We start from the raw sequence: 24,827 nt of genomic DNA, 5'->3' as shown, positions 1-24,827 counted from the left end.
CATGGATGCTTCCGAAATCATGGTGACCCTGGGCGGACTGGCCCTGGCGGCCTTTGTGCTGTGGTACTTTTTCTTTTCGGCCCGGCAAACCGCCGCGGCCGTGTCTACTTCGAGTGGGGTGCAGGAAGTGGCCGTCACGGTGAAGGGTGGCTACTCGCCCGACATCATTGAAGTAGAACGGGGTAAGCCCGTGCAAATCAGCTTTTACCGCGACGAGGAAAACAGCTGTTCCGAGGAGCTGCTCATGCCCGACTTCAGCATTCGCCGCGAGCTGCCCGCCTTCAAAACGACCATGGTGGAGCTGCTGCCCCAGCAAGCGGGCAAGTTTGAGTTTACCTGCGGCATGGGCATGCTGCGCGGCAGTCTGGTTGTGAAATAGTCAGCTCTTAAGTCGAACAGGCGCCATCCCCTTGCTTCAAAAGGGCTTCATTGTTTTTGGGTCGGGCTTTCGGCAATTACCCTGGTTTCTTCATTGGCCTGCAGGCTGGCTGCTTTACTTTTTACCTGCACCGTTTGCACCAGCACGGCGGCTTTGACTGGCCGAATCTCAATGCCGTATTTCAGGACATAGTACTTCGTGAACTCGGCTCCCAGATACAGAAGGATAGTGGAGTAATAGATAAATAACAGCAACACCACCAGAGACCCGGCCACGCCGTAGGCGCTGCCCACATTGCTGCGCGTGAGGTAGAGCGTAATGCCAAATTTGCCCACCATGAAGAGCACCGCCGTGAACAGGGCCCCCACCGCCACGTCTTTCCACCGGATGATGGCGTCGGGCAGCACTTTGTAAATAATGGCAAACAGCACCGTAGTGATTAACAAAGTAACCAGCAGGTTGGCCGCATAAACCAGGATGACCGTGGGGCCGGGAAACAACTCCTGAAGCTTGCCCATCAGCCCCTCCACCACCCCGCTGATTACCAGCGAGACTATGAGCAGGAAGCCCAGGCTGATGATAAGCAGAAAAGAAGTAACCCGGGTTTTCAATAGGTACCGCCACCCGGCATCTTCCCGAATCCTGAGCTGCCAGATGGTATTTATCGAGTCCTGCATCTCGGCAAAAAGGCCCGTGGCAGCTACGAGCAGGGTTGCAATGCCAATGAAGGCGTTCAGCGTGTTGTGGCCGTGAAGGGCCGCATTCTTGATTATCTCCTGCACCTGCAAGGCCACCTCATCCCCTAGAAGCTCCTTAATCTGCCCGTACAGGCTGCCTTCCACCGCCTGCTGCTGCCAGAGCAGGGCCGTGGTGAAGATGATGACCATCAGCATGGGCCCCAACGAAAATATGGCATAGTAGGCCAGCGCGGCGCTCATCTTGGGCACTTTGTCGCGCGCAAAGCCGGCCCCCGACTGCTGGAATACCTCCACGAGGCCTTTTGCAGTAACCTGTGTCATGGCTGGATGGATAGTTTACCAGTTTAGGTGCTGACCAGAACCCGTCAACTATAACAAGACTGGAATACACGCGAAATCCCTCGTTCCGGCAGTGCCGTGCTTGCATTCCATAGCGGTAGCCAGTTGACTATGAATACGTAAGCAGCAAGCTTGAGTAGGGCGACTTAAAAGATTGAGCACGTTGGCGGCCCAGGCGAAACCTTATATTCCTGAACCGGAAAGCGAGGCCATCATAGCTCAGTGCGCGAGGGTTCGTTGCGGGCCCAGGCTCGAGAGGGAGCGGATGGTTGCGTCGGCGCTGTTGCTCAGGGCCTCCCGGGTTAGAAAGGCCTGGTGACCGGTTACCAGCACGTTGGGCTGCGCCAGCAGCGCCGCAAACAGCTGGTCGCGTGGCCCATCCTCCGAGTGGTTGCTAAAGAACAGGTCCTTTTCGTGCTCATACACATCGAGCCCCAGGTAGCCCAACTGGCCCGACTGCAGCGCCTGCAGGGCCGCGGCCGTGTCGACCACGGCGCCGCGGCTGGTGTTGATGAGCATGGCCCCCGGCTTCATGTGGGCCAGGGCCGCGGCATCAATCAGGTGCCGGGTCTGCTCGTTCAGGGGTGTGAATGGTGACGATGTCGGCCTCGGCGAAGATTTGCTCCAGGGGCACGTAGGCTAGGTTGTAGTTTTTGCGCAGGTCGGCGTTGGTTTGCACATCGTAGCCCAACAGCATGCAGCCGAAGCCGTGCAGAATGCGCGCCACCGCGCTGCCAATACGTCCGCAGCCGATGATGCCCACGATTTTGCCGTGCAGGTCGAACCCTACGAGGTTGTCGAGCCGGAAGTCGTAGGCCCGCACCTGCTGGTCGGCCTGGCGGAGCCGGCGGCTCAGGGCCAGAATCATCGCCACGGCGTGTTCGGCTACGGCGTGAAGGGCGCTGTCGGGCACGTTGGCCACGCGCAAACCCAGGCGTTTGGCGGCGGGCAGGTCTAGGTGGTCGTGGGCCGCCGCGCGCACCGCCACGCCCCGCACACCCAGGGCGGCAAGCTGCTCGAGCACCGGTGCCGAGGCGTCGTCGTTCCGGAAGATGGCCACGGCCTCGCTGCCCTGCGCCTGCGCCACCGTATCCGGGCCCAGCGGGGCCGGCACAAAGCGCAGGCTCGTGCTGCCCCTGCGCGGCCCGGGTCAGGTAAGTCTGCTCGAAGGGGTACGAACTGAACACGGTGGTCTTCATAGCGTTAGACTAGGCTACTTGGCCGGAATGCCCGGGCTCTCGAAGCGGTTGAGGATGTCATTCATCATCTCCACCTGAATGCCCTGGATTTCGAGCAGGTCCTGCTGCTGGTGCATGATGAGGTGGTCGAGCTTTTCGTGGAGCATGCGAATCTCCAGCTCCGACTTCAGGTTTATCATGTAGTCGTTTTTGGCCCGCTGCCGGTCTTTTTCCTCCTGCCGGTTCTGGCTCATCATAATCACCGGTGCCTGCAGCGCGGCGATGCACGAGAGCAATAGGTTGAGCAGAATAAACGGGTAGGGGTCAAACCCGCGGTTGGCGAAGACCCAGGCATTTAGCCCAATCCACAGCAGCAAAACGCCAAAAAAGAGGCCGATGAATGTCCAGCTCCCGCCAAAAGTCGCAATCCGGTCGGCCATGCGCTGGCCCAGGGTGAGGGGCACCCCTTCTTCCTCCAGCTTGTCGGTGAGGGTGTGGTCGTTCTGCAGGTGCTCCAGCACGGTGCGCTCCAGCACGTTGAGCTCCCCACCTCGCGCAGCAGGTAGCTCTGGATGTACTTGCGCCGGTACTCGTTAAGCTCCGACATGGCCAGCGAATCGTCGGCCGTGAAATCGGGGTGGTCCAGCTGAACGAGCTGCAGCAGGGCCGGCCGCAGCATGCGGCCGCTCACTTGCTCGCTCACCGGGAAAACCTGGTGCGAACAACTGCTAACGAACGTTTTCGAAAGGGTACGACGAGGCATGACGGAAGTGGCGCGGGTATGGAAGATAAATAATTATTGGCCTAATGCCAACTGCTTGGTTTGCCAGGCCCTACTTTGCTGCCGATGAATACGCCGCCCCCACCTCCCAACGCCCCCGGGCACGCCGGCCCGGCCCCGAGCCGGGAAGAGCGGCGGTTTCTGGAGGGCCCGTACCCGCGCCGCCGCGAAATGCGCTTTCTGTGGACGGTGCTGCGCGAGTTCCTGCGCGGCTTCCGGGCGCTGCAGTTTGTGGGGCCGTGCGTGTCGGTGTTCGGCTCGGCCCGAGTGGCCGAAAGCTCGCCGTACTACGCCCTGGCCCGGGAGCTGGGCGCCGGCCTGAGCCGGCAGGGCTTTACGGTGATGACCGGGGGCGGGCCGGGCATTATGGAAGCCGCCAACCGCGGCGCCCGCGAGGCGGGGGCCCCTCGGTGGGCTGCAACATCGTGCTGCCGCACGAACAAAACCGTAACCCCTACCTCGACACGTGGCTCGAGTGCCAGTACTTCTTCGTGCGCAAGGTGCTGCTGGTGAAGTACTCGTTCGCGTTTGTCATCATGCCCGGCGGCCTGGGCACCCTCGACGAGCTGTTCGAAGCCCTGACCCTGATTCAAAACCGAAAGATTCTCAATTTCCCCGTGGTCGTGGTGGGGCGCGCCTACTGGCAGCCGCTGCTTGCGCTGCTGGCCAGCATGGAAGAGCAGGGCATGGTGGCGCCAGTCGATTTGCAGCTGCTCAAGTATACCGATTCGGTGGAAGAAGCCCTGGCTCATATCGAACAGCACGCGGTGGTGAAGTTTAAGCTCTTCTCAAACAAGCCGGCCCGGCGCTGGTGGTGGCTCAGGAATAAGAGCGTTTCTTAAAATGGGCTGGGCTGGTCGTACGCCAGCTCCTGCACCACGAAGCGGGCATAAGGCTTGCTTTGGCTGTCAATCACCCAGCTTCCCTCCAGCTGCATGGGCACGCGCACGCCCTGCACCATTTGGTAGTCGCTGAGCCGGCCCACCCAGGGCAACAGCCGGCCCTCGGCCTGGTAGCGCTGGGTTTCGATTTGCTCAATTTCGTGTTGCTCGTTGAAGCGCACCAGGTACGACACCGTTTGGCCCGCAAGCGTAAGCGTGAGCCGGGCTGTGTGCTCATCCGCCGCATCCCAGCGCACCCGCGGGCCGGGGAGCAGGGCCGTGGGCATCCAGACGCTTTCGCCCAGCCAGCGCAGCAGCTCGCCCTTGTCATAAGTCGGCCCGTGGGCCACGAGAACGGGCAAGGCGCCCAATAGCCGCACCTCGAGGCGCCCCCGCCCGGCCACGTATTCGTCGCGGGCCGTGAACTGCCGGGTGGTGCCCTGCCAGATAAAGCCGGGCGGGTCGGCCGTCATATACTCCTCGCCTTTTATATCCACCCAGTCCTTCTCCATGCCGGTCCTGAACTGGCCCGCGTGCTGCAGGCGTAGCCCGCGCAGGTAGGGCTGCCCGTCGCACAGCACGTGGTGGAAATAACCCTGCACGGGCGCGGGCAAGCCCACCAGTTGGGCTTCGTGGTATATCGAAGATGTATCGGCATCAGCTTGAACAAAGAGCCGCACCACATCCTCGCGCAGCTGCCGGGCGGCCCGAGCCCGGGCCATCACAAAGGCCGCTACAGCCGCAGCGAACGCCGCCCAAGCCACCACCCAGGGTTTCTGATAGTTCATGGCGCGTATTTTACCCAGCTTTCCCATGCCTCAGAGGCCGTCAAACAGGACTTCGGTTTCCAGGTAATCGGGCACTTTCACGTTGGCCCAGCCCAACTGCTCGCGCATGGCCCGGGCTAGGGCCTCGGCCGCCGCGGGCTCGCCGTGCACCACGAAAGTGCGCTTGGGCGGCTCCCGAAACTGGCCCAGCCACCGTAGGAGCTCCTGGCAGTCGGCGTGGGCTGAGAAGCCGTCGAGCCGCTCAATCTGGCAGCGCACGGGCACCATTTGCCCAAATATCTTCACGGCCGGTTCGCCGTCCTGCAGCTGGCGGCCGCGCGTACCCTCGGCCTGGTAGCCGATGAGCAACAGCGTGTCCTCGGGCTTGGGCAGGTGGTGGGAGAGGTGATGCAGAATGCGCCCGCCGGTGCACATGCCGCTGCCCGAAATGATGATGGAGGGCCCCAGCCGATGGTTGAGCGCTTTGGATTTCCACGCTTCGGCTATAATATGCATACCGCTGAAGTCTAATACGTTGCCATGGCCCAGGCGGTGAGCAGTGGGGTGCCGCGGGTACAGGTCGGAGACGCGGGTGCCCATGGGGCTGTCCACGTACACCGGCACCATCGGCACGCGGCCTTCCGCACGCAGCTTTTTGAGGTAATACAGCAGGGTTTGCGTGCGGCCCAGGGCAAACGCTGCGATGACCAGTACGCCCCCGCGCTCCACGGCCTCGTTCACCACCCGGGCCAACTCGGCTTCGGGGTCGTTGAGGTGGGTATTCCGGTCGCCGTACGTGGACTCCACCAGCAGGACATCGGCCCGGGTGATGGCCGCCGGGTCGTGCATCACGGGGCTATTATACCGGCCCAGGTCGCCGGAAAACACCAGCGCTTGCGCTGCTCCGGTCCTTGTACCGTGACCTCGGCAATGGCCGAGCCCAGGATGTGGCCGGCCTCCCGAAAGTTGAGGCTGAGGGCCCCGTCGAACAGAGAGATGGGCGCGTCGTAGCCCATGCTTTCTACCAGGGGCAGCACGTTCAGCACGTCGGCCTGGGAGTAGAGGGGCGTGGCGGGATGGTGCGACGAGTAGCCTCTTTCGTTGGCAAAGTCGGCTTCTTCTTCCTGCAGCTTGGCCGAGTCCAGGAGCATGATGCTCAGCAGGTCGGCAGTGGGCTCGGTGCAGAATATGCGCCCCCGAAAGCCGTCCTGCACCAGCTTGGGCAGGTAGCCGCAGTGGTCGATGTGGGCATGCGTGAGCACCACGGCGTCTACCTCGGCCGGCACCAGCGGCAGGGGCTCCCGGTTGCGCAGGCGCAGCTCCTTCAGGCCCTGAAACAAGCCGCAATCCACCAGCACCTGCCGCCTGGTGGTGCCCTGCGTGAGCGTGAGCAGGAACTTGGAACCCGTCACGCAGCGGGCCGCGCCAAGAAACTGCAGGATTACCCGAAGCCGGGCGGCCGTGGGCTTTCGACTGGAGCTTGCGCCAGCCTTTCGGGGTTGGGCTGAAGGTTTTAGCGGAGTAGCCATGAGCGTGCAGCGCAAGGAGGTGAAGCCGCCACAGGCTAGGGGTCGGGGCCGGGCCCTGCCGTAATCGGCTGGGCAAAGGTGCGGGCCTACCCCGGAGCCAACATGATGAAAGTCAACATGCCCAATGATTTTGACCATGGACATCCCCGGTCTAGCCGCGGTACTTGCGGATGCATTCCGCACCTGTTTGCTCCTGCTTATGACCGCCTCGCTAATCGTACTTACGGACTTTTTAAGGCGGCCAACCGGGCCCTCGACTACGCCACCAACCTAGCCGAGCCGCTCGGGGCGCGGCTGGTGCTGCTGCACGTGCGCCGCGATTCCATTCTGGACCCGGAAATGTTCACCAGTCAGCTTTCCAACCTGAGCAAGGAAGCCATTACCCTCGCCCTGAATAGCGTAGCTTCTGACCTGGCCGTACCCGTAGTGGCCGAAGTCGGCCACGGCATGGTGGCCTCCGCCGCGGCCGACGCCGCCAGCCGCAACCACCCGGCCATCATCGTGCTGGGCCGTGCAGATTACTCCAACCTGCCCGACGAAGTGGTGCAAACCACCTGCCTCGACCTGCTGCGCCTGGCCCCCTACCCCTTGCTGGTGGTGCCGCACTCGGTAGCCAGCAATGTCCTGCCCCGGCGGGTGCTCATTGCGGTCGATGGCGAGCCCTTCAAGCTCAGCCCAACGGCTGAGGCCGCCCACCACCTGCTCAGCGCAGTGAAGGCTGAGCTTACGGTGCTGCACGTGGAACAGGAAAGCGACCCCGATGCCATACCCGTGCCGGCCGGCGAGACGGTTATCCAGGCGGGGCTGGCGCAAGGGCTCAGCGCGCCGGTGCAGTACCGCTCGGTGGTTTCGCAGCGCCTGAGCGAGGGCATCCTCTCCGAGGCCGAGAGCGGGGAGTACGACCTTCTGGTTCTCATCGCCCGGCATCGCAGCTTTTTTGGCAATCTGTTCCACCGCAGCGTGACCGCGCAGGTGCTGCTGCACAGCACGTTGCCCGTGCTGGTACTGCCGGCGCAATAGTATCCCCTGCCCAGTTCCTTTACCTCATCTAAAACACCCCACCATGCCACAAGCTGCTTATACTCTGTTTTTTCGGGAGCTCTCCAACGACAAAGTGGCTCTGGTGGGTGGCAAAAACGCCTCCCTGGGCGAGCTGTTCAACCGGCTCAGCGCCCAGGGCATCAACGTGCCCGATGGCTTTGCCACCACGGCGGCCGCCTACTGGCTGTTTCTCGACGAAAACAACCTGCGCGAGCCCTCACGGCGTTGCTGGCCCGCGTCGAGGAGAAGGAGTTCAGCAACTTGCAGGAGATTGGGGCGCAGGCCCGGGCGCTGGTGCAGGGCGGCACCCTGCCGCGGGTGGTAGCCGACGAAATTGCCGACGCTTACCGGAGTTTGAGCGCCGAGTACTCGCACGAAACCCAGGTGGCCGTGCGCAGCAGCGCCACCGCCGAGGACCTGCCCACCGCCAGCTTTGCCGGCCAGCACGACTCCTTCCTGAACGTGCGCGGTGTGGAGGCCGTGCTGAGAGCCTGCCAGCAGTGCTACGTGTCGCTGTTCAACGACCGGGCCATCAAGTACCGCATCCAGAACGGGTTCAGCCACATGCAGGTGGCCCTGTCGGTGGGCGTGCAAACCATGGTGCGCTCCGACCTGGCCTCGGCCGGCGTGGCTTTCACCATCGAGCCCGAAACCGGCCATGAAAATCTGATTTACCTCACCGGCAGCTGGGGCCTGGGCGAAAACGTGGTGCAGGGCGCCGTGAACCCCGACGAATACTACCTGTTCAAGCCCGCCATGCGCCAGGGCAAGCGCGCGCTGGTCACCCGCAAGCTCGGCGACAAGGCCAAGACCATGCACTACGCGCAGGTGACCGACCAAGTGGCCGGCATCAAGAACACCGACACGCCCCGGGAACGGCGCGAAACCTTCGTGCTCACCGACGCCGAAGCCGAGCACCTCGGCCGCTGGTGCCTGCAGATTGAGGAGCACTACGGCATGCCCATGGACATCGAATGGGCCAAAGACGGCATGACCAACGAGCTGTACATCGTGCAGGCCCGGCCCGAAACCATTCACCACGGCCGGCAGGCCCTGCGTCTGCACGAGTACCGCCTCACCCAGAAGGGCACGGTGCTGGCCGCGGGCAAGGCCGTGGGCAACCAGATTGTGAGCGGCACGGCTCGCATCCTCGCTTCGCCAGCCGACGGCCACCGCCTGCAGCAGGGCGACATTCTGGTGACCGACATCACCAGCCCCGACTGGAACACCGTCATGCGCAAGGCCTCCGTCATCGTGACCAACAAAGGCGGGCGCACCAGCCACGCGGCCATTGTGGCGCGCGAGCCTGGGGCTGTCGGCCGTGGTGGGCACGCTCAACGCCACCGAAGCCATCCAGGACGGGCAGCTCATCACCGTGTCCTGCGCCGAGGGCGACATGGGCCAAGTGTACGAGGGCGCCCTAGCCTGGCAGGAAACTGAAATCGACCTGGAGCACGTGGTGAGGCCCCGCACCAGGCCCCTGCTCATCCTCGCCGACCCCGACCGGGCCCTGCACCTGGCCCGCTACCCCAGCCAGGGCGTGGGGCTGATGCGCATGGAATTCGTGATTAATAACGCCATCCGCGTGCACCCCATGGCGCTGGTGGCCTTCGACCAGCTCCAGGACCCGCAGGCACGCGAAACCATTACGGCCCTTACAGCCCGCTACGAAAGCAAGCCGGAGTACTTTATCGACCAGCTCTCGCAAGCCCTGGGGTTTGTGGCAGCAGCGTTTTACCCGCGGGAGGTGATTGTGCGCCTCAGCGATTTCAAGACCAACGAGTACGCCGACCTGCTGGGTGGCCGGCAGTTTGAGCCCGAGGAGGAGAACCCCATGCTGGGCTTCCGGGGCGCGTCGCGCTACTACAGCCCGCAGTACCGCGAGGGCTTCCGGCTGGAGTGCGAGGCCCTGAAGCGCGTGCGCCTGAGCATGGGCCTCACCAACGTGAAGGTGATGGTGCCTTTCTGCCGCACCGTGGCCGAAGGCAAGCAGGTGGTGGCCCTGATGGAGGAGTTCGGCCTGCGGCGCGGCGAAGAAGGCCTGGAAGTGTACGTGATGGCCGAAATCCCCAGCAACGTCATCCTGGCCAAGGACTTCGCGGCCGTGTTCGACGGCTTCTCTATCGGCTCCAACGACCTGACCCAGCTCACGCTGGGGCTCGACCGGGATTCGGCCATCGTGAGCGGGCTGTTCGACGAGCGCAACGAGGCCGTGACGCGGATGCTAGCCCAGGTAATTGCCACGGCCAAAGCCTGCGGACGGCCCATTGGCCTGTGCGGCCAGGCCCCGAGCGACTACCCCGAGTTTGCCCGCTTTCTAGTAGAGCAGGGCATCGACACCATTTCCTTCACGCCCGATGCCCTGCTCAAAGGCATGGCCAACATGGTGGAAGCCGAGCAGGCGCTGGCACGCGACCCGCATCGGGATGAAAAGCAGGATGCGGAATTCGGCCATGCCGTGCCGATTTAAGAAGCTCAGAACATTGCTCAGTTAGCTGCCTGAATAACATCACCATTCCTGTACTACCCTTCTAAGTAGAGGTCGGATGCATCCGCCTGCTGGCTTGCTGCTTCCGAGTAAATTGCTTAATTTCAGAATACTAATTCCAGACATTCTACAACTTCCGAACTCGGCAATTTTCCAGCTCAACGCAGGCTACCGGCACCTGTTATCGGCCAGCGCCTCCTTCATCGCCTCGCCATGAAACCGATATTCTTAATGCTCACCGATTTGTCTCCGGCTTCGCACCGGGCGGCTCACTTCGCGGGGCTGCTGGCCGCGGCCGTAGGCGGCGAGCTGGTGTTGATGTATATGGAGCCGGAACCCCTGCTGGAGCCGGAAATCGGCCTGGTGACGCTGCCGGAGGAATATTACACGCAGCTGCAACGGGATACCGAAGCAGCCATGGCCGAGCTGGCGCGCCTGCTCCCGGTGCCCACCACCGTCGTGAATGGCGGGGGCAGCGTGCACAACCTGCTCCACGACCAGATTGAGCGGTGGCGGCCCCAGCCTGGTGGCGATGGCCCTCGCGCCCGAACAGGACGTGGTCGACAACCTCCTGGCTAATCAGTACCTGCCTTTGCTGCGCGACACCGGCCTGCCCCTGCTGCTCGTGCCCGATGGCGCGGCCCAGGACCCGGGCCTGCCCAGGCTGGTAGCCGTGGCCGCCGACGAGGCCGACTTCCAGCTCAGTCCGGCCGCCCGGGCCATCGAACCCCTGTTGGAAAGCTGGCCTGCCACTTTCTGTCTGGTGCACGTGGACCCGCAGCCCCCACGAATGGGTTTGAAAAGCACAGCCTCGACCAGGCCGTAGCCCATGTGCGGCAGAGTGGTCTGCTGACTGGCAGCCATTGGGTTACCTACGAGTTGCCGCACGAGTCGCGCAGCGCCGGCATAATCCAGGCCGCGCTGGACGTGCAGGCCGATTTGCTGGTGCTCCTGGCCCACCCCCGGGGCTTTATGGGCAGCGTGCTGGGCCTGGGGGTGGTGTCGGAGGTGGCCCGCATATGCCCGGTGCCCCTGCTGGTGCTCCCTACCCTGGAGCCGCGGCAAGTTGAGCCGGAGCAGCCCACGACTTACAGCCAACGTCAGCCCCAGTAAACTGTCAGCTCAACTTCCTCTGCTGCTGCGCCATGCCTAAATGCTACCCCTATGAGTAACACCGCTGTTCTGCAGGAAACCGGCGCCATGTCGCGCTTTGCGGCCCGCTTCTTTCGGGAAGGGTTTCGGCCGCGCTACGAGGTGCAGGAGTTGCTGCGCCAGTGCTATGTAATTGGCTACCAATCGCTGCCGCTCGTGGGCGTCACGGGATTTATCATGGGCATCGTGCTCACCTTGCAGAGCCGGCCTACCATGGCTCAATTCGGGGCCGAGGCGTGGATACCGGCCATGGTGGGGCTCACCATCATCCGCGAAATGGGGCCGATTATCACGGCCCTCATATTCGCGGGCAAAATCGGTTCCAGCATCGGGGCCGAGCGGGCTCGATGCGCGTGACCGAGCAGATTGACGCGATGGAAGTATCGGGCACCAACCCCTTTAAGTACCTGGTGGCCACCCGCGTGATGGCCACCACGCTCATGCTGCCCATTCTCACCATTATAGCCGATGTCATTGCCTTGTATGCCTCCTACCTCGGCATCAACATGAAGGGCGTGACCACGCTGGCGCTGTTTACCAACAACATCATTTCGGCCCTGGCTTTTGGCGACGTGGTGCCGGCCGTCATTAAAACCTTCTTTTTCGGCTTTGCCGTGGGCGTAATCGGCTGCTACAAAGGCTATAACTCAGACAAAGGAACCGAAGGCGTGGGCCAGGCCGCCAACACGGCCGTGGTGGTGTCGTCGCTGGTCATTTTCATCCTCGACCTGCTGGCCGTGCAAATCACCGGCCTGCTGGGCCTGAACTAACCGCGTGCCCCGGCCATGACCCCCGAACCCACTCTGCAGCCCACTCCTGCCGCCGCGGCCGCCCCGCGGCCGGGGATGAAGTACTGACGGTGTCGCACGTGAGCAAGTCGTTTGGCGACAACCACGTGCTACGCGACTTCTCGCTGACGCTGCACCGGGGCGAAAACGTGGTGGTGCTGGGCAAGTCCGGTTCCGGCAAATCGGTGCTCATCAAGTGCATTATCGGGCTGCTGGAAGTTGATGAGGGCACGATTACGGTGCTGGGCCAGGACGTGTCGACCCTCGACCACGCCGCCCTCGACCAGCTGCGCGCCAAGGTGGGCTTCCTGTTCCAGAGCAACGCCCTCTACGACTCCATGACCGTGCGCGACAACCTGCTGTTTCCGCTGCGGCGGCACTGGCTGGCCCACGGCCCCGGCGAGGAAGACGAGCTGGTGCGCCACGCCCTCGACGACGTGGGCCTGGGCCACACCGCCGACATGATGCCCGCCGAGCTGTCGGGGGCATGCGCAAGCGCATTGCCCTGGCGCGCACGCTCATCCTGCGGCCCGAAATCATTCTCTACGACGAGCCCACCACCGGCCTCGACCCGGTGACGGCCCGCGAAATCGACCAGCTGATTCGGGAAGTGCAGCACAAGTACAACACGTCGGCCCTCATCATCTCGCACGACATGAACTGCGTGCGGCTCACCGCCGACCGCGTGGCCCTGCTGGTGGAAGGCCGCAACTACGCCGAGGGCAGCTTTGCCGAACTGGAGCAGCGCGACGACGCGGCCATCCACGATTTTTTTGCCTGAGGCAGGCCGTTCGCGGCTCGTCCATTTGCCATTCGCATTTTCAATATCCCGGCCATGCCCGAATCTTCTGCCGCTAATAACCTGCGCCTGGGCGCGTTTGTGATGGTCGGGCTGGCGAGCTTGGTGGCCCTGCTGTTTCTGCTGGGGCGCAAGCAAAACCTGTTCAGCTCTTCCATGGACGTGGAGGCTGATTTTCGCAACGTGTCGGGGCTGCTCACCGGCAACAACGTGCGCCTGGCGGGCATTCCGGTGGGCACGGTGCGCCGCATTCAGATAGTGAACGACAGCACCGTTCGCGTGGTGATGAGCCTGAACCGCGACGTGCAGCCGTTTGTGAAAAAGAACGCCGTGGCTTCCATCGGCACCGACGGCCTGGTGGGCAACACCATCGTGAACCTGAGCGCAGTGCCGGCACCGGCCCAGCCCATCCAGCCCGGCGACCGGCTTGCAACCACCTCGCCGCTGGGCATCGACGACATGCTCAAAACCCTCAACGTGTCGAACAAGAACCTCGTCGGCATCACCCGCGATTTGGGGCAGGTCAGCCATAAGCTCAACAACAGCACTGCCCTCTGGAGCCTGCTCGACGACCGGCAGCTGGTAGCCAACGTGCGCCAGAGCGTGCGCAGTGCCGCCAGCGCCGCGTCTCAGCTGCAGGGGGCCGCTCACGATGTGAAACTACTCACGCGGGGGTGCGCCAGGGCCGCGGCCCCGCGGGATTTCTGCTCACTGACACCGTTTTTGCCGGCCAGCTCCACCACACCTCCCGCCAGCTGGCCCGCTCTTCCGATACCCTCGCCACCACCCTGGCCGGCCTGAAGCAAAAGGTGGAAAACGATTCCGGGCCGCTCAACACGCTGCTGGCCGACACCTCCATGAGCCGCCAGCTGCGTCAAACCGTGCAAAACGTGGAGCAGGGCACGGCCGGCTTCAACCGCACCATGGATGCCCTGCAGCACAACTTCCTGGTGCGCGGCTACCTCCGCCGCCAAAAAGAAGCAGGCCAAACAGTCCCAGGTGCAGGAGCCGGCTCAGGCCACGACTTTGCGGTAGAGGTTCTTTGGGTTTGAAGTGGCAGCAGCTCGCGACACAGCCTTACGGGCGGCTCCGGTTTAAATTGCGCTAAAAGTCACAAGTCGAACGGGTCGTGGCCCTGCAGCAAATCCAGGCTGAGCACCACGCCCACCCAGGCTTGCCCTGGTAAATCCAGACGCGGGCCGCCGACCCAAAAGTGAAATCGGCTCCCAGAGCCAGGCCCACGTTTACGCGGTTTACGCCGAGCACCAGGAAGCCTCCCGGAGACAGGATGGGCACTTCCCGGATGTAGCCGATGGGCTGCTTCACGTTCTTTTTTCCATGTTCAGCTCCTCGGTGCCCAGCGTGAGAAAGGCGCCGGGCACGATGGAGAACTGCGAAATCTTCTTGCTCAGGAACTGGCCAGTGGGCTGGTGGTACACGTTGCGGTAGGTGTGAAAGGAGTGTTTCCAGCCCCAGGAGATGCCCACATCGAAGCCTCCGGCGGCCCGGTACTCCAGCGTATCGTGCAGAGCCGGCCGCAGCTTTACCGGAACAGTAATGGCCTGAAAAATGGGGTAGGACTCATAGAACCGCAGCTTTTGGCCAGCGTAATACCCGGCATTCCCCTTGCTGGCAGGCTTATCCGCATAGGGAAAAAGAAACGAAGGGCCGCCGAATCTGCTCCCACTGCCGGCGGCAAAACCTTGATGGCAACTCCGGCTTCAACCAGACTCAGTTGTGCCAGCGTGCTTTTGGGCAGCACCACTGCGTTCACCGAAGTTGAGTTACTTGCACCTTGCACATTCTGATAAAGCGTTTGGCCTTTGCGTATTCGCACTGCATCAATCACCCTTGTATTGACGCACGATGTGTGAAACAAAGCAAAGCCGAGCAGTAGCAACAGGTGCAAGGCAGAACGACTTTTCAGCCACTCAGCATACGGTTTAACCAAAGCTGAACATTCGTGCTTTGTCATGGCCAGGCTACGGTATTTCTTTCCCTAAACATTTGCCTTTGAATACTAAGAGTGTGTTTGGGATATTATGGAAATGGCGTTCCCGTCATACTCTAAGCTTAATCTCAAGAAGCCTGGCTCCTGCCCTTCTTCTTGAGATTAGGTCACCTACAAGGTAGAGAAGCATAGAAAGAGAGAAGAAGACAAAGAGACTTCTCCCCAACTTATTATTGAGCGACCACTATCCGACGACGGTAAAACTGAGGCCCGACCTGCAGCTCGCAGAGGTACATACCGCTTTGCAGGTTGGTGCCATCAATCGGAAGGAGGTGCTGGCCGGCGGGCAGTTGGCGGGCTGGCAGCTGCCGCACCAGGCGGCCGCTTAGGTCGAAGAGGCGCACCGCCACCGCCGAGGCTTCGGCCACGTTCAGCTGCAGGTTGGCAAACCTGGTAAAGGGGTTGGGGTAAATCTGGAAAGGGCTGTTGCGCCAAGCCGGGCCGCTGGCATCACCCACCTGGCTGTGGCCGGATTGGGTTACTTGCGGGCTGCCCACGAAGTAAGGCCGCATCATGTCGTGGTCTTCGTGCGAGAGAATGTGGCAGTGCCAAGCGTACAGGCCGGCTCTATCGAAGGTGGCCAGCAGGCGGGTCATCTGCCCGGGCGCTACGGGATAGGTATCTTTTTTGCCCGCCTGCCCGGGCTCCGGCGGCAGAAGCTGCCCTTGTAGCTGCACGTTGGAGACTTCGCCGGTTTCGTGGTTTACGGTGCCCGTCATGTCCTGGGAGCTCAACACGCGGAACGAAACCAGGTGCAAATGGATGGGGTGCGCATCGGGGGTGAAGTTGTAAATCTCCCAGATTTCGGTGCTGTTCAGGGCCGGAGTTTCGGTAATGGGGTCTTCGTGCCGCATGGGGCCGCCGTCCAGGGTGCCGAGCATGGGCAGGAGGCGGCCATGCTCGTCCTCACCTTCCACCAGTATCAGCTTGCGCACGTTGGTAGCTGAAGCGACAGCGGGCAGGGGCTTATGGAAAGAGGCGGGCACCGGCGTGAGCGGATAGTCGCGATTCAGCGGCAGCTCAACCCGGAACGCCATGATTTGCGCCTGGCTGTCGTCCGCATCGACCGGGTCGCCGTCGGGGTAGGGCGTATTAGCATCGTTGGTGAAAATGATGGTTTTACCACTCAGAGCAGAGTTAGAGAAGTCGATGATGACCTCCTTGCGCTCGCCGGGAGCAAGCAGCAGCAGCTCCTGCTCCACGGGTTGCGGCAGCAGGCCGTTGTCGGACGCTATCTGCCACATGCTCAGGCCTTCGGTGAGCTTGAGGTGATAAAAGCGGGAGTCCGACCCGTTCAGCAGGCGGAAGCGGTACTGCCGGGGCTCCACCGGCAGCACCGGCTAGGCCTTGCCATTCACCAGGATGATGTCGCCGAAAAACTCCGGCAGAATGCTCGGCCGCGGGGCATCCTCTTCTTCGGGCTCCGACGGATAAAACAGCTGCCCGTCGGCCGTAAACAGCCGGTCCTGAATGGCCAGCCCGATATCGTACCGGCTATCGGGCAGCCGCCCGCTGTGGCGCAGGCCGTTCTCGAAGCCATCGGTGAGCAGGTAGAAACCCGCCAGACCGGCGTACACGTTGAGCCGGGTGATGCCCAGGGCATGGTCGTGGTACCACAAGGTGGCGGCGTCCTGGCTGTTTTCGTAGTAATAAGGGATATTTTCGCCTTTACTAAAGACGGGCCCGGTGCTTTGGGCAAACGGCGTGTACCAGGCCTCGGGCAGGCCGTCGCTGGCCGATTCGGTGTGGCCGCCGTGCAGGTGCGTGACGATGGGCACGCCGGGCGTGGGCGGATTGGCCCAACTGATGGACTGGTCTACCGGCAGCAGGTGCGGCAGGGGCTGGCCGGCGGCGTCCACCAGCCGGTTGAGCCACCGCACGCTCACGGGCTGGTCCTTTTTGGCCAGGATGGTGGGGCCGGGGTACTGGCCATTGTAGCCCCACACGGTAGTAAGCAAGGGGCTGCCGTCCGGTTTTTTCAGGCCCAGCAGGTCTTGCTCAAACTGCGAGACGGTCAGGGTGATAGACTTCTTCCCGGAGTTGGTGGTGTTTATAACCGACGGGATGGGCAGGGCGTTAACGAACTTCGGAACCGCATCCGGCGACAGCAGCGCCTGGGCCGGCCCCAGGCGGGCGGATAAGAGGCACCCCAGCAGGCAGGCCCAGGCAAGAAGGTTGAAGGGTAAGCGGTACGTTTTCATTTTTCATAATGATTAAGTAGTGGCTAATGAGTTGAGCTGAAAAGGCCGCTTAGTAAGTGAGGGTGCGGGCTATTTTCTCGATGTTGAGGCTGCGGGCCGAGGCGTCGAAAATGCGGCGGTAGGCGCCCTGCTGGTCGTAGAGCTCCTGGTGGGTGCCGTCTTCCACCACGCGGCCCTGGTCGAGCACGAACGTGAAGTCGGCGTCCACGATTTGCGAAAGGCTATGGGAAATCACGACCACCGTGCGCCCCCGCTTGAGGGCATCGATGCTGGCCTTGATTTGTTCGGTGGTCACGGCGTCGAGGCTGGCGGTGGGCTCGTCGAGGAAGATGATGGGCGGGTTTTTCAGAAACAGCCGGGCAATGGCGATGCGCTGCTGCTGCCCACCCGAGAGCTGCTGCGCATCGGTCTGGTACTGCGCGGGCAGCTGCATGATTTGCTCGTGCAGGTGGGCCTGCCGGGCGGCTTCCTGTACCTGCTCGGCGCTGGCTTCCATCAGGCCGTAGCGGATGTTTTCATCGACGGTGCCCTTGAAAATGTGGTTTTTCTGGAGTACCAGCCCGATTTGCTGCCGCAGGGCGTGGGTGTCGTACTCCGCCAGGGGTGGCCGTCGAGCAGGAGCTCGCCGCGGTCGGGCGGGTAGAACTTGCAGAGCAGGTTGAGCACGGTGCTTTTGCCGGCCCCGCTCAGGCCCACCAGCGCGGTGGTTTTGCCGGCCTCGATGGTCAGGCTCACGTCGTGCAGGGCCTGCGCGCCGCCGGGGTACGTGAAATCGACGTGGCGCAGGCTCGAAGGTGCCGCGCAGCTGCGCGGGCTGCAGCGGGCCGCTTTGCTCCTCGGCACCGGGCGCGTCGAGCATCTCGAAAAAGCCTCCGAGTAGGTGTGCACTTCGTTGAGCTCGTCGTACATGCGGTGCAGCTGCCGAATGGGGGCCGACACGTTGTGAAAGAGCATGATATGGAACATGATGGCGCCCAGCGACATGCGGCCGGCCAGTACCAGGTAAGCCGTGAGCACGATGATGAACACCACGCCCAGCTGCTCCACAAATGATTTGAGGCCATCGAAGAGGTAGTTGGTTTTGCGCATGTTCAGCTGCGCCTGCCGAAGCTGCAGCTGCATCAGGTTTTGCTTCTGCTCTTCGTACCCTTCGCGCACAAAGCTCTTGATGACCACGGCCGAGTCGATTAAGTTGAGCAGGCCGTGGTTTTTGTCTTCTTTGAGGTGGCGCATGTGGCGGCGCACGCCGCTGAGCCGGGAGGCCTGCCAGTAGCTCAACCCGAAGTAGACCGGCAGCACGGCCAGGGCCACTAGGCCCAGCTCCACGCTGGCGGCGAACATGATGCCCAGGGCCACCAGGGCATTGGCCACCAGCGGCAGGATGTCGATAAACATGTCCTGCACCAGCTTCATCAGCGCGTCCACGCCCTTGTCGAGCCGGGTTTGCAGGCGGCCGGTCTGGTTCCCCAGCTCCGCATAAAACCCCAGCCGGTAGGACAGGATGCGCCGCACCGCCTCCTGCGAAAGCGTGCTCGACACATAAATCCGGATTTGCTCGCCGAAATACTTTTGCCCGAAGCTCAATGAACTATCTACCAGCTCTTTGATAAGCAGTATAGCGCTTACGGTCAGGAGCAGCGGCATGCCGGCAGCCAGGCCCTGGCCCCGGGCCAGCAGCCGCTGCACGCCGTCTACGGTGTAGCGCAGCACGAAGGGGTTGACCTGAGCCGTAAGCGACCCGATGAGCGTGAGCAGCAAGGTGGCCGCCACCAGGCCCCGGTACGGCCGTACGTAGGGAATCAGGCGCCGGATAATCTGCCACAAGTTCATGACAGGGCCGATTAAAAAAGGAAAGAGCGGCGCCGCCAGGCGCCAGGCTGCGAAGAACCCGACTCAGTTCACAGGCAGGTGCGCCGCCGGATAAGCAGAAGCAGGAAGTTGCGCACGGGCCTATTTATCTGAGCTTAACAAGAAACCAGACCCATTAATACACCCGCTGGGCGCGCCCTTTCTCGGCGCCAATGCGGGGCCGCCGCCACAAGCCCGGGATGCTGCGCAGCAGCAGCAGCGCTACCATCCCGCTCACGGCCACCAATGGCACGGCCGACCGGCGAATGCCGCGGAAGCGGGTGCTGCCATCTTTTATCTCGATGTAGCCCATCGGCATAATGGAGGCGCCGCCCCCTCCCCCACTGCCGGGGCCGGCTTTGGGACTCGTGCCGCTGCCGCCCCCAAAGCCATAGTAGGCCCGGGCCACGGGAATAACCGTGACGCCGTCGCGCTCGACGGGCGTGGAAAATACAGTCCTGGCCGAAACGGAGTTGCTCAGGATTTGAGCCAGGCGTTCCACCATCGAGTTGGCGGGGGCTGCGTTTGCATCGAAGAGGTCGGTTCCAACAGGGTTCATAACACGAAATTTAGGAGGTTGACAAACTAATACAAACTGATTATCTGGCAATTGGGCAGCTGGCTTATGCCGGCCGCCCACCAAAAGATTTAGGGCATCGTGGGCAGCACCAGCACCGGAATGGGGCTGTGCCGCATGATTTGGGCCGTGATGCTGCGGTGAAACAGCCCACCCAGGAAGGTGTGCGGCCGGGCCATCACGACCAAGAGCTGGGCATTTAATTCCCTTGCCGCGTGCACAATGCCTTCCGCGGTGCCTTCTTCCCGCAGCTCGTAGAGGTGGTTGCCGTCGAGTGCGCCGAACAGCCCCGTCCGTACCACCGATTCCAGACCCACATTGGCCTGCGAGGGGCCGTGGGCGGCGGCCACATGCACCACCGTGGTGGCAGTGGGGCGCAAAGCTTCCATCAGACCGGCCAAGGCCAGCGAAGGGGCCGTCAGCCAGAACGAGTGGCCATCGGCAGCCACGGCTATGCGCTCGGGCAGGCCCTGGTCTTTCCAGCCCTCGGGCACCACCAGCAGGGGGTAGCGGGCGTCTTGCAGCACGGGCAGCGCCAGATTGGTCAGAAAGCGGTCCAGCACGTTGTGAGGCTCTTCGCGGCCGGAAGCCAGCAGCACCGGGTGGTAGCGCTGCACAATGTCTTCAATGGACAGCCCCAGCGTTTCGGTCGACATTTCGGCCTGCGCCGGCACGTCGAGCCGCTGGGTGCGGGCAAGCAGCTCGGTCATCGCCTGGCTGCGATTATACTGAATGGCGGGCACGGCCATCATGGCGGCTTCGGGCTCCAGCAGGGGTCCTGGTACACGTGCAGGAGCACCAGGTGCGCATGCACGTGCTTGGCCAGGCGGGAAGTGTACGCCAGCGCCACTTCCGAGGAAGGCGATAAATCGGTCAGAACTACAAACGTCGGTTCCATGATAAAGGGGTTGGCCGGTGTGCAGGCGCCGGCAGGTGGTAATAAAAAATGAGCGGCCCGAGCCCGCCACGAGGCCAATTTCAAATATTGAGCTGGCTACCCGTCCGGAGGCTGGCCCGGTCACCCGCATGGCAGCAGGCGCCCGCTTACTTCTTCTTTTCGCTCTTGATGGGAATCTGCTTTTGGGTGCGCTTCTGCTCGGTTTTGGGGACTTCCACGTGCAGGACGCCGTTATTGAAAGTGGCTTCTATCTTTTCGGCCTCGGCGGCGTTGGGCAGCTGAAAGGAGCGCTGGAACGAGCCGTAGGAGCTTTCCACCACGTGATACTGGCGCTCGTTGCGCTCGTTTTCAAACTTGCGCTCGCCCGAAATCGTGAGGTAGCCCTGGTCAAAATTGACCTTGACGTCTTCTTCCTTCACCCCGGGCAGCACCGCGTCGATGTTGTAGCTTTTGTCGGTTTCGTAGGTGTCGACCTTGGGCGTAAAGCGCGTCATCTGGGTGCCCGAGGGCAGGGCCTCCGTAAAGAACCGGTCGAGCATGGTGCTCAAGCGGTTGGGCGTGACATTGAAAAACGAATCCTGATATCTCTGAATATTAGTCATGGCGTTTTAAGAAATAAAGATGGAAAAGTGATGGTTTGAGCTTTTGGATTACCGTTTTGATAGCAGGTGGTCGGGCTGCATGGACAGGTTGCGCTCGGTTGAAGGCAGCGCGGCACCCGGGCCATGGGCGCCGTGGTCACGATGGCGCCCGGTCAGGAGCTTGGTCCAGGAATGGATGCGGGCGGCCATGCGGGTGCGCAGGTGGTGCCCCGAAGCCGGGGCAAGCAGCACCGCCGCCACCATGCCCGCAGCTGAAGCCGCTCCAAAGGCGAGCAGGGCCGGCAGGGAAGATTTCACGGAGGGATTCATGGGATGGGGAGTTAAGGATGAAAAGAATGGATGCTGAATGAAGCTTCATGCCAACTCATAGGCCTTAGCTGTCAAGGGCTTGTTCATCGAGTGTTGCCTTGCCGGGAAATTGAGCCAGCGCCACACCTGCCCACGACCGGCTGGGTCATTTTTTCAAAGTTGGGTGGTACGTGCTGATGCCGAGCAGGCCGTAAAGTGGGCAGTAGCCCGACGCCCCGGTGATGAGCAGCAGTAGCGGAATCGTCATCCAGGCCAGAAAAAGGGGCCCGGTTATCCCGCGGGCAAGCAAACCCGCCGACATGAAGGCGGCGAGGAGGATGCGCAGCATCCGGTCGGCAAATCCTACGTTCTGGTGCATGATGGTCAGGCGCTGATGGAAAAACATCCGTGGCCCGGCATGGCCGGGCCCGCTCGGCCGCGCGCCCGGCCGGAAACTACCAGGCCGGCCGCGCCAACGAAAGCAATCAAAAATCGCCTTTACACCCGCGAAATGCTATGACTATTGTCAAACCCCAGGATGATGTATGTTATTCAAAATGAGTGTAGTTACCAATTTTCGCAAGACCCAGGCAGTCTCACGCGCAGCTAGCTCAACCGTCCGTCTTCCCTGCCCCTTTAGCACCAGGCCTCACCCCTAAGCATAGGCTTCGGTAGCTCCTGGGCTCTTCAGCTGGCGGCTGCTGTTGGCCGGTGGAATTCGGGGGCAGCCCGGCTCGTTGAGCTGGCTGGGCGGCTACTGCTGGCCGGGCCGCTCTACGGCATTTGGCGAAGCCTCTTGGGCTGGGCGGCGATGCTGCCACCAGGAAAGCAGGAAGCCCAGCCCCTGGCCCAGCACCAGCATGAGCACCGCCGGCCCCCGATGAGCAGCAGGGCCTCGGGGTTAAGCGTTTGAATATCCAGAAGCTCATGTAAAAAGGGCTGGTAATAGGTGAGCAGCAGCAAGCCCGTGCACAGCCCCAGCGCCATCCACACGTAGCGGTTGCGCAGCACGTCGTTCTCGCGCAGCGGGGTCCCGATGCCGGCCATGTTGAACACGTGCACCAGTTGGGCGGCGGCCAGCCCGTAGAAGAGCACGGCCGTGGCCTCGTCCGGCGTCAGCTTAAACTGATGGCGACCTACATAGTAGCTGCCTACCAGCAAGGCCGTCATCAGCACGCCGTAGGCCACGGCCAGGCCCCAGTCGCCGGGGCGCATCACGGGGCCCTTCGGGTCGCGGGGGCGGTGGTTCATCACGTTGGGGCTGCCGCGCCCCACGCCCAGCGCCAGGGCCGGAAATACGTCGGTGAGCAGGTTCAAAAACAGGATTTGCAGCGGCAGCAGGCCCGTGCCCGTGGCGATGAGGCTGGTGGCCGTGACCACCAGGATTTCGCTCAGGTTGCACGAGACGAGGTAGAGCACAAACCGCCGGATGTTGGAGAAGATGATGCGCCCCTGCTCCACGGCCAGCACAATGGAGGCAAAGGAGTCGTCGCGCAGCACCAGGGCCGCGGCCTCGCTGGCCACCTGCGTGCCCCGCTGCCCCATGGCCACGCCGATGTCGGCTTTTTGAGGGCGGGGGCGTCGTTTACGCCGTCGCCGGTCATGGCCACCACGTGCCCGTGCTCCTGGTACAGGCTTATCAAGTCCAGCTTCTGGGCCGGACTCACGCGGGCAAACACCCGGGCGCGCCAAAGGGGTTTTCGGCCCCGTGGGGCTGCGCGAGCAGGGCCGGCAGGTCCGTGCCCGTCACGGCCACCTCTTCGCCCTCGCGTACCAAATGCACCTGCCGGGCCACGGTGAGGGCCGTGGCGGGGTGGTCGCCGGTGGCCATCAGCACCCGGATGCCCGCCCGCCGGCACGCGTCCAGCGCCGGCACCACCTCGGGCCGGGGCGGGTCGAGAAAGGCCACAATGCCCAGCCAGGTCAGCTCTTCGGCCCACTCGGGCTCGTCTTCGCTGGGCAGCACGCGGTACGCCAGGGCCAGGGTGCGCAGGCCGGTTTGGGCCAGCTGCTCGGCGCGCTGCAGCCACTCCTGGCGTTCGGCCGGCGTCAGCGGCTGGGCGCCGGAGGGCGTGTGCTGCTGCGTGCAATGGTGCAGGACTTCTTCGGCGGCGCCTTTCACGGCCACCCACGCCTGGCCGCCGGCGTGGCGGTGCAGGGTGGCCATGAGGCGGGTTTCGGAGCTGAAGGGCTGCTCGGCCAGGCGGCCGGCCGTGCCCTGCGTGCCGTGCACGTCGAACCCATCCTGATGAGCCAGGGCCAGCAGGGCGACTTCCAGCGGGTCGCCCAGGGCGGCCTCGCTTTGATTGGGCGAATACGAAGCGTTGTTGCACAGCACCGCCACGCGCAGCAGCAGCTGGTAAGACTCGCCCGCCAGGGCCGCGTGGCCCGCTTCCATGGGAAAGTGCAGCCGGGCTTCGGGCAGCCACACCGTGTCCACGGCCATCTGGTTTTGGGTGAGAGTGCCGGTTTTGTCGGTGAAGATGACGTCGGTGCCGCCGAGGGTTTCCACGGCGGCCAGGCGCTTTACCAGCACCTTGCGGCGGGCCAGCCGGAGCATGCCGTAGGCCAGGGCCAGCGTGGCCACGATGGACAACCCTTCGGGAATGGCCGCCACGGCGAGCACAATGGCCGTTTTCAGCAGCGTATAAGCCGACTTCCCTTCTACGAGCCCGCCTACCACAAACAGCGCAGCCAGGCCCAGGGTGATGAATACCAGTTGCCGGGCCAGGTGGTTGAGCTTCACCTCGAGCGGCGTGGCCGAGCGTTCGGCCTGCTGCACCATCTGCGTGATGGCGCCCAGCCTGGGTATTGCGGCCCACGCCCGTGACCAGGGCCCGGCCCGTGCCATTTACCACAGCCGTGCCCTTAAATAGCTGGTGCTGCTGTTCGGCCAGGGCGACTTCGGCGCCGACCGGCGCTAGACTTTTCTCCACGGGCATCGATTCCCCGGTAAGGGCCGATTCATTTACCTGCAGCTGCTGGGCTTCGTACAGCTCGGCGTCGGCCGCCACCACCTCGCCGGCTTCCACCAGCAGCACGTCGCCCATGGTGAGCTGGTCCGACGGCACGGCGCGCACCTGGCCGTCGCGCAGCACCCGGGCCGTGATGATGCCCATCCGGCGCAGGGCTGCCATCGAGGCTTGCGCATTGCGCTCAAGCCCAAAGCCGAGCAGGGCGTTGATGACAATGACGGCCAGAATGGCGTAGGCCTCGGCGTAGTCCTGAAATATAAACGAGAACAGGGCCGCCGCGCCCAGCACCAGCACAATCACGCTGCGGAACTGGCGCAGTAGCACCCGCACCCAGCTTTCCGGCGGGAGGGCGTCGACGGAATTGGGGCCGTACTGGCGCAGTCGCGCCTGCGCTTCCGCCTCGGTCAGGCCCGTGGCGCGCGGGGTGCTTTCGATAACCTGGGGCTCAACTAGGGTAGACATCTCGGGAAAAGTTGAGCGAGAAGATTATCTGAAATATTTGGCCGCAAATTGAGCTGGTTTCCTTTGGAAAGACTCCCTTCCGGCCTTTGCCGACCAGCCATTCTGGCTCAACAAAACGTGCTGCCGCTCGCAGCTCTGCCTATGC

The 24,827-nt window shown here is 62.9% G+C and carries 33 protein-coding genes and 4 pseudogenes; 16 read left to right on the top strand and 21 right to left on the bottom strand.

Going from position 1 to position 24,827, the window contains the following annotated elements; genetic code table 11:
• Position 1 precedes the first annotated feature (1 nt).
• The gene (locus ACFQT0_RS29300) at positions 2 to 379 is read left to right on the top strand and encodes a cupredoxin domain-containing protein (RefSeq protein ID WP_380206897.1); all 378 of its coding nucleotides are present in this window, start codon (positions 2 to 4) and stop codon (positions 377 to 379) included.
• Positions 380 to 426: 47 nt separating this feature from the next.
• Here the strand turns inward: ACFQT0_RS29300 and ACFQT0_RS29295 are convergent, their stop codons facing one another.
• From ACFQT0_RS29295 to ACFQT0_RS29285, 3 genes and pseudogenes are all read right to left on the bottom strand, one after another.
• On the bottom strand, positions 427 to 1,398 hold the full coding sequence (locus ACFQT0_RS29295; protein WP_380206896.1) for a YihY/virulence factor BrkB family protein: 972 nt from the start codon (positions 1,396 to 1,398) through the stop codon (positions 427 to 429).
• 237 nt (positions 1,399 to 1,635) lie between these two features.
• Positions 1,636 to 2,530 (bottom strand): annotated as a pseudogene (locus ACFQT0_RS29290) (2-hydroxyacid dehydrogenase).
• A 99-nt stretch (positions 2,531 to 2,629) separates the two neighbouring features.
• Positions 2,630 to 3,130: a DUF1003 domain-containing protein gene (locus tag ACFQT0_RS29285; RefSeq protein ID WP_380206894.1), complete on the bottom strand. Its 501-nt coding sequence runs from the start codon at positions 3,128 to 3,130 to the stop codon at positions 2,630 to 2,632.
• 311 nt (positions 3,131 to 3,441) lie between these two features.
• On the opposite strand from ACFQT0_RS29285, the gene ACFQT0_RS29280 reads away from it, so the two are divergent.
• Together ACFQT0_RS29280 and ACFQT0_RS29275 are read left to right on the top strand one after the other, a co-directional pair.
• The gene (locus tag ACFQT0_RS29280; RefSeq protein WP_380206893.1) at positions 3,442 to 3,888 is read left to right on the top strand and encodes an LOG family protein; all 447 of its coding nucleotides are present in this window, start codon (positions 3,442 to 3,444) and stop codon (positions 3,886 to 3,888) included.
• Entirely contained in the window at positions 3,786 to 4,217 is a 432-nt protein-coding gene (locus ACFQT0_RS29275; RefSeq protein WP_380206891.1) for an LOG family protein, read from the top strand. Before ACFQT0_RS29280 ends, ACFQT0_RS29275 begins: the two co-directional genes overlap by 103 nt.
• Here the strand turns inward: ACFQT0_RS29275 and ACFQT0_RS29270 are convergent.
• Genes ACFQT0_RS29270 through ACFQT0_RS29260 form a run of 3 tightly spaced genes read right to left on the bottom strand, consistent with a single transcriptional unit; the run spans position 4,214 to position 6,552 of the window.
• A complete protein-coding gene (locus tag ACFQT0_RS29270; protein ID WP_380206889.1) occupies positions 4,214 to 5,044 on the bottom strand; it encodes a DUF6544 family protein in 831 nt (276 codons plus the stop codon). The two genes, ACFQT0_RS29275 and ACFQT0_RS29270, sit on opposite strands and share 4 nt — an antisense overlap.
• Positions 5,045 to 5,074: 30 nt before the next feature.
• Complete coding sequence (locus tag ACFQT0_RS29265) at positions 5,075 to 5,911, bottom strand: MBL fold metallo-hydrolase RNA specificity domain-containing protein (protein ID WP_380206887.1); 837 nt, start codon at positions 5,909 to 5,911, stop codon at positions 5,075 to 5,077.
• Positions 5,872 to 6,552, bottom strand: coding sequence for an MBL fold metallo-hydrolase (locus tag ACFQT0_RS29260; RefSeq protein ID WP_380206885.1), 681 nt, complete (start codon positions 6,550 to 6,552; stop codon positions 5,872 to 5,874). The genes ACFQT0_RS29265 and ACFQT0_RS29260 overlap by 40 nt, the downstream gene beginning before the upstream one ends.
• Before the next feature lie 78 nt (positions 6,553 to 6,630).
• On the opposite strand from ACFQT0_RS29260, the gene ACFQT0_RS29255 reads away from it, so the two are divergent.
• From ACFQT0_RS29255 to ACFQT0_RS29195, 13 genes and pseudogenes are all read left to right on the top strand, one after another.
• Positions 6,631 to 7,572 (top strand): universal stress protein, encoded by a 942-nt coding sequence (locus ACFQT0_RS29255; RefSeq protein ID WP_380206883.1) that lies wholly within the window; start codon positions 6,631 to 6,633, stop codon positions 7,570 to 7,572.
• A gap of 43 nt (positions 7,573 to 7,615) precedes the next feature.
• A pseudogene (locus ACFQT0_RS29250) lies at positions 7,616 to 8,586 on the top strand (PEP/pyruvate-binding domain-containing protein); the annotation flags it as partial.
• The gene (locus tag ACFQT0_RS29245; RefSeq protein ID WP_380206972.1) at positions 8,584 to 9,033 is read left to right on the top strand and encodes a PEP-utilizing enzyme; all 450 of its coding nucleotides are present in this window, start codon (positions 8,584 to 8,586) and stop codon (positions 9,031 to 9,033) included. The pseudogene ACFQT0_RS29250 and the gene ACFQT0_RS29245, both read left to right, overlap by 3 nt.
• Complete coding sequence (locus tag ACFQT0_RS29240) at positions 8,918 to 10,063, top strand: putative PEP-binding protein (protein ID WP_380206970.1); 1,146 nt, start codon at positions 8,918 to 8,920, stop codon at positions 10,061 to 10,063. Before ACFQT0_RS29245 ends, ACFQT0_RS29240 begins: the two co-directional genes overlap by 116 nt.
• A gap of 231 nt (positions 10,064 to 10,294) precedes the next feature.
• On the top strand, positions 10,295 to 10,660 hold the full coding sequence (locus ACFQT0_RS29235) for a universal stress protein (RefSeq protein ID WP_380206881.1): 366 nt from the start codon (positions 10,295 to 10,297) through the stop codon (positions 10,658 to 10,660).
• Positions 10,638 to 10,907 carry a hypothetical protein gene (locus ACFQT0_RS29230; RefSeq protein WP_380206879.1) on the top strand — a complete coding sequence of 90 codons (270 nt, stop codon included), beginning with the start codon at positions 10,638 to 10,640 and terminating at the stop codon, positions 10,905 to 10,907. Before ACFQT0_RS29235 ends, ACFQT0_RS29230 begins: the two co-directional genes overlap by 23 nt.
• 5 nt (positions 10,908 to 10,912) lie before the next feature.
• Positions 10,913 to 11,194, top strand: a complete 282-nt coding sequence (locus ACFQT0_RS29225; RefSeq protein WP_380206877.1) for a universal stress protein — start codon at positions 10,913 to 10,915, stop codon at positions 11,192 to 11,194.
• A gap of 51 nt (positions 11,195 to 11,245) precedes the next feature.
• Positions 11,246 to 11,590 (top strand): MlaE family ABC transporter permease, encoded by a 345-nt coding sequence (locus ACFQT0_RS29220; RefSeq protein ID WP_380206875.1) that lies wholly within the window; start codon positions 11,246 to 11,248, stop codon positions 11,588 to 11,590.
• Positions 11,581 to 12,003: an MlaE family ABC transporter permease gene (locus ACFQT0_RS29215; protein ID WP_380206874.1), complete on the top strand. Its 423-nt coding sequence runs from the start codon at positions 11,581 to 11,583 to the stop codon at positions 12,001 to 12,003. Before ACFQT0_RS29220 ends, ACFQT0_RS29215 begins: the two co-directional genes overlap by 10 nt.
• Before the next feature lie 89 nt (positions 12,004 to 12,092).
• Entirely contained in the window at positions 12,093 to 12,599 is a 507-nt protein-coding gene (locus tag ACFQT0_RS29210) for an ABC transporter ATP-binding protein (RefSeq protein ID WP_380206872.1), read from the top strand.
• Positions 12,509 to 12,802 (top strand): hypothetical protein, encoded by a 294-nt coding sequence (locus tag ACFQT0_RS29205; RefSeq protein ID WP_380206870.1) that lies wholly within the window; start codon positions 12,509 to 12,511, stop codon positions 12,800 to 12,802. The genes ACFQT0_RS29210 and ACFQT0_RS29205 overlap by 91 nt, the downstream gene beginning before the upstream one ends.
• A 54-nt stretch (positions 12,803 to 12,856) precedes the next feature.
• Positions 12,857 to 13,621 (top strand): MlaD family protein, encoded by a 765-nt coding sequence (locus ACFQT0_RS29200; protein WP_380206868.1) that lies wholly within the window; start codon positions 12,857 to 12,859, stop codon positions 13,619 to 13,621.
• Positions 13,622 to 13,629: 8 nt separating this feature from the next.
• Complete coding sequence (locus ACFQT0_RS29195) at positions 13,630 to 13,872, top strand: hypothetical protein (protein ID WP_380206866.1); 243 nt, start codon at positions 13,630 to 13,632, stop codon at positions 13,870 to 13,872.
• Positions 13,873 to 13,924: 52 nt separating this feature from the next.
• On the opposite strand, the gene ACFQT0_RS29190 is transcribed toward ACFQT0_RS29195, so the two are convergent.
• The 15 genes and pseudogenes from ACFQT0_RS29190 to ACFQT0_RS29120 form a co-directional block, all read right to left on the bottom strand.
• Entirely contained in the window at positions 13,925 to 14,146 is a 222-nt protein-coding gene (locus tag ACFQT0_RS29190) for a hypothetical protein (RefSeq protein ID WP_380206864.1), read from the bottom strand.
• Positions 14,143 to 14,307: a hypothetical protein gene (locus tag ACFQT0_RS29185; protein WP_380206862.1), complete on the bottom strand. Its 165-nt coding sequence runs from the start codon at positions 14,305 to 14,307 to the stop codon at positions 14,143 to 14,145. Before ACFQT0_RS29185 ends, ACFQT0_RS29190 begins: the two co-directional genes overlap by 4 nt.
• 56 nt (positions 14,308 to 14,363) lie before the next feature.
• Entirely contained in the window at positions 14,364 to 14,795 is a 432-nt protein-coding gene (locus ACFQT0_RS29180; RefSeq protein ID WP_380206860.1) for a hypothetical protein, read from the bottom strand.
• 206 nt (positions 14,796 to 15,001) lie between these two features.
• Positions 15,002 to 16,168 carry a multicopper oxidase domain-containing protein gene (locus ACFQT0_RS29175; RefSeq protein ID WP_380206858.1) on the bottom strand — a complete coding sequence of 389 codons (1,167 nt, stop codon included), beginning with the start codon at positions 16,166 to 16,168 and terminating at the stop codon, positions 15,002 to 15,004.
• Between the two features lie 3 nt (positions 16,169 to 16,171).
• Complete coding sequence (locus tag ACFQT0_RS29170) at positions 16,172 to 17,032, bottom strand: multicopper oxidase domain-containing protein (RefSeq protein WP_380206857.1); 861 nt, start codon at positions 17,030 to 17,032, stop codon at positions 16,172 to 16,174.
• 49 nt (positions 17,033 to 17,081) lie between these two features.
• A pseudogene (locus ACFQT0_RS29165) lies at positions 17,082 to 18,862 on the bottom strand (ABC transporter ATP-binding protein).
• Positions 18,863 to 19,016: 154 nt separating this feature from the next.
• Positions 19,017 to 19,439 (bottom strand): spore germination protein GerW family protein, encoded by a 423-nt coding sequence (locus tag ACFQT0_RS29160; RefSeq protein WP_380206855.1) that lies wholly within the window; start codon positions 19,437 to 19,439, stop codon positions 19,017 to 19,019.
• A gap of 89 nt (positions 19,440 to 19,528) precedes the next feature.
• Positions 19,529 to 20,209: a universal stress protein gene (locus tag ACFQT0_RS29155; RefSeq protein ID WP_380206853.1), complete on the bottom strand. Its 681-nt coding sequence runs from the start codon at positions 20,207 to 20,209 to the stop codon at positions 19,529 to 19,531.
• On the bottom strand, positions 20,206 to 20,355 hold the full coding sequence (locus tag ACFQT0_RS29150; RefSeq protein ID WP_380206851.1) for a universal stress protein: 150 nt from the start codon (positions 20,353 to 20,355) through the stop codon (positions 20,206 to 20,208). The genes ACFQT0_RS29155 and ACFQT0_RS29150 overlap by 4 nt, the downstream gene beginning before the upstream one ends.
• 146 nt (positions 20,356 to 20,501) lie before the next feature.
• Positions 20,502 to 20,957, bottom strand: a complete 456-nt coding sequence (locus ACFQT0_RS29145) for an Hsp20/alpha crystallin family protein (RefSeq protein WP_380206849.1) — start codon at positions 20,955 to 20,957, stop codon at positions 20,502 to 20,504.
• 48 nt (positions 20,958 to 21,005) lie between these two features.
• The gene (locus ACFQT0_RS29140) at positions 21,006 to 21,266 is read right to left on the bottom strand and encodes a hypothetical protein (protein ID WP_380206848.1); all 261 of its coding nucleotides are present in this window, start codon (positions 21,264 to 21,266) and stop codon (positions 21,006 to 21,008) included.
• Positions 21,267 to 21,411: 145 nt separating this feature from the next.
• Positions 21,412 to 21,651: a YgaP family membrane protein gene (locus ACFQT0_RS29135; RefSeq protein WP_380206846.1), complete on the bottom strand. Its 240-nt coding sequence runs from the start codon at positions 21,649 to 21,651 to the stop codon at positions 21,412 to 21,414.
• Positions 21,652 to 22,019: 368 nt separating this feature from the next.
• A complete protein-coding gene (locus ACFQT0_RS29130) occupies positions 22,020 to 22,790 on the bottom strand; it encodes a cation transporting ATPase C-terminal domain-containing protein (RefSeq protein WP_380206968.1) in 771 nt (256 codons plus the stop codon).
• A gap of 118 nt (positions 22,791 to 22,908) precedes the next feature.
• On the bottom strand, positions 22,909 to 24,096 hold the full coding sequence (locus ACFQT0_RS29125; protein WP_380206844.1) for an HAD-IC family P-type ATPase: 1,188 nt from the start codon (positions 24,094 to 24,096) through the stop codon (positions 22,909 to 22,911).
• Between the two features lie 13 nt (positions 24,097 to 24,109).
• Positions 24,110 to 24,682, bottom strand: a pseudogene (locus tag ACFQT0_RS29120) (P-type ATPase); the annotation flags it as partial.
• Positions 24,683 to 24,827 lie beyond the last annotated feature (145 nt).

Origin of the sequence: Hymenobacter humi (assembly GCF_042665855.1) — a bacterium.
Taxonomy (GTDB): Bacteria; Bacteroidota; Bacteroidia; order Cytophagales; family Hymenobacteraceae; genus Hymenobacter; species Hymenobacter humi.
The sequence above is the reverse complement of the archived record's forward strand: the minus strand, read 5'-3'. Positions and strand labels throughout refer to the sequence as shown.

What these genes read in the sequence shown, in the direction of transcription:
- ACFQT0_RS29220 (WP_380206875.1), top strand. Translation starts at nt 11,246, where the DNA reads ATGAGTAACACCGCTGTTCTGCAGGAAACCGGCGCCATGTCGCGCTTT.
- ACFQT0_RS29295 (WP_380206896.1), bottom strand. Translation starts at nt 1,398, where the DNA reads ATGACACAGGTTACTGCAAAAGGCCTCGTGGAGGTATTCCAGCAGTCG.
- ACFQT0_RS29145 (WP_380206849.1), bottom strand. Translation starts at nt 20,957, where the DNA reads ATGACTAATATTCAGAGATATCAGGATTCGTTTTTCAATGTCACGCCC.
- ACFQT0_RS29280 (WP_380206893.1), top strand. Translation starts at nt 3,442, where the DNA reads ATGAATACGCCGCCCCCACCTCCCAACGCCCCCGGGCACGCCGGCCCG.
- ACFQT0_RS29180 (WP_380206860.1), bottom strand. Translation starts at nt 14,795, where the DNA reads ATGACAAAGCACGAATGTTCAGCTTTGGTTAAACCGTATGCTGAGTGG.
- ACFQT0_RS29205 (WP_380206870.1), top strand. Translation starts at nt 12,509, where the DNA reads ATGCGCAAGCGCATTGCCCTGGCGCGCACGCTCATCCTGCGGCCCGAA.
- ACFQT0_RS29200 (WP_380206868.1), top strand. Translation starts at nt 12,857, where the DNA reads ATGCCCGAATCTTCTGCCGCTAATAACCTGCGCCTGGGCGCGTTTGTG.
- ACFQT0_RS29260 (WP_380206885.1), bottom strand. Translation starts at nt 6,552, where the DNA reads ATGGCTACTCCGCTAAAACCTTCAGCCCAACCCCGAAAGGCTGGCGCA.
- ACFQT0_RS29235 (WP_380206881.1), top strand. Translation starts at nt 10,295, where the DNA reads ATGAAACCGATATTCTTAATGCTCACCGATTTGTCTCCGGCTTCGCAC.
- ACFQT0_RS29130 (WP_380206968.1), bottom strand. Translation starts at nt 22,790, where the DNA reads ATGGGGCAGCGGGGCACGCAGGTGGCCAGCGAGGCCGCGGCCCTGGTG.
- ACFQT0_RS29270 (WP_380206889.1), bottom strand. Translation starts at nt 5,044, where the DNA reads ATGAACTATCAGAAACCCTGGGTGGTGGCTTGGGCGGCGTTCGCTGCG.
- ACFQT0_RS29160 (WP_380206855.1), bottom strand. Translation starts at nt 19,439, where the DNA reads ATGAACCCTGTTGGAACCGACCTCTTCGATGCAAACGCAGCCCCCGCC.
- ACFQT0_RS29125 (WP_380206844.1), bottom strand. Translation starts at nt 24,096, where the DNA reads ATGGCACGGGCCGGGCCCTGGTCACGGGCGTGGGCCGCAATACCCAGG.
- ACFQT0_RS29135 (WP_380206846.1), bottom strand. Translation starts at nt 21,651, where the DNA reads ATGTTTTTCCATCAGCGCCTGACCATCATGCACCAGAACGTAGGATTT.
- ACFQT0_RS29300 (WP_380206897.1), top strand. Translation starts at nt 2, where the DNA reads ATGGATGCTTCCGAAATCATGGTGACCCTGGGCGGACTGGCCCTGGCG.
- ACFQT0_RS29215 (WP_380206874.1), top strand. Translation starts at nt 11,581, where the DNA reads ATGCGCGTGACCGAGCAGATTGACGCGATGGAAGTATCGGGCACCAAC.
- ACFQT0_RS29155 (WP_380206853.1), bottom strand. Translation starts at nt 20,209, where the DNA reads ATGATGGCCGTGCCCGCCATTCAGTATAATCGCAGCCAGGCGATGACC.
- ACFQT0_RS29245 (WP_380206972.1), top strand. Translation starts at nt 8,584, where the DNA reads ATGACCAACGAGCTGTACATCGTGCAGGCCCGGCCCGAAACCATTCAC.
- ACFQT0_RS29170 (WP_380206857.1), bottom strand. Translation starts at nt 17,032, where the DNA reads ATGAAAACGTACCGCTTACCCTTCAACCTTCTTGCCTGGGCCTGCCTG.
- ACFQT0_RS29140 (WP_380206848.1), bottom strand. Translation starts at nt 21,266, where the DNA reads ATGAATCCCTCCGTGAAATCTTCCCTGCCGGCCCTGCTCGCCTTTGGA.
- ACFQT0_RS29150 (WP_380206851.1), bottom strand. Translation starts at nt 20,355, where the DNA reads ATGGAACCGACGTTTGTAGTTCTGACCGATTTATCGCCTTCCTCGGAA.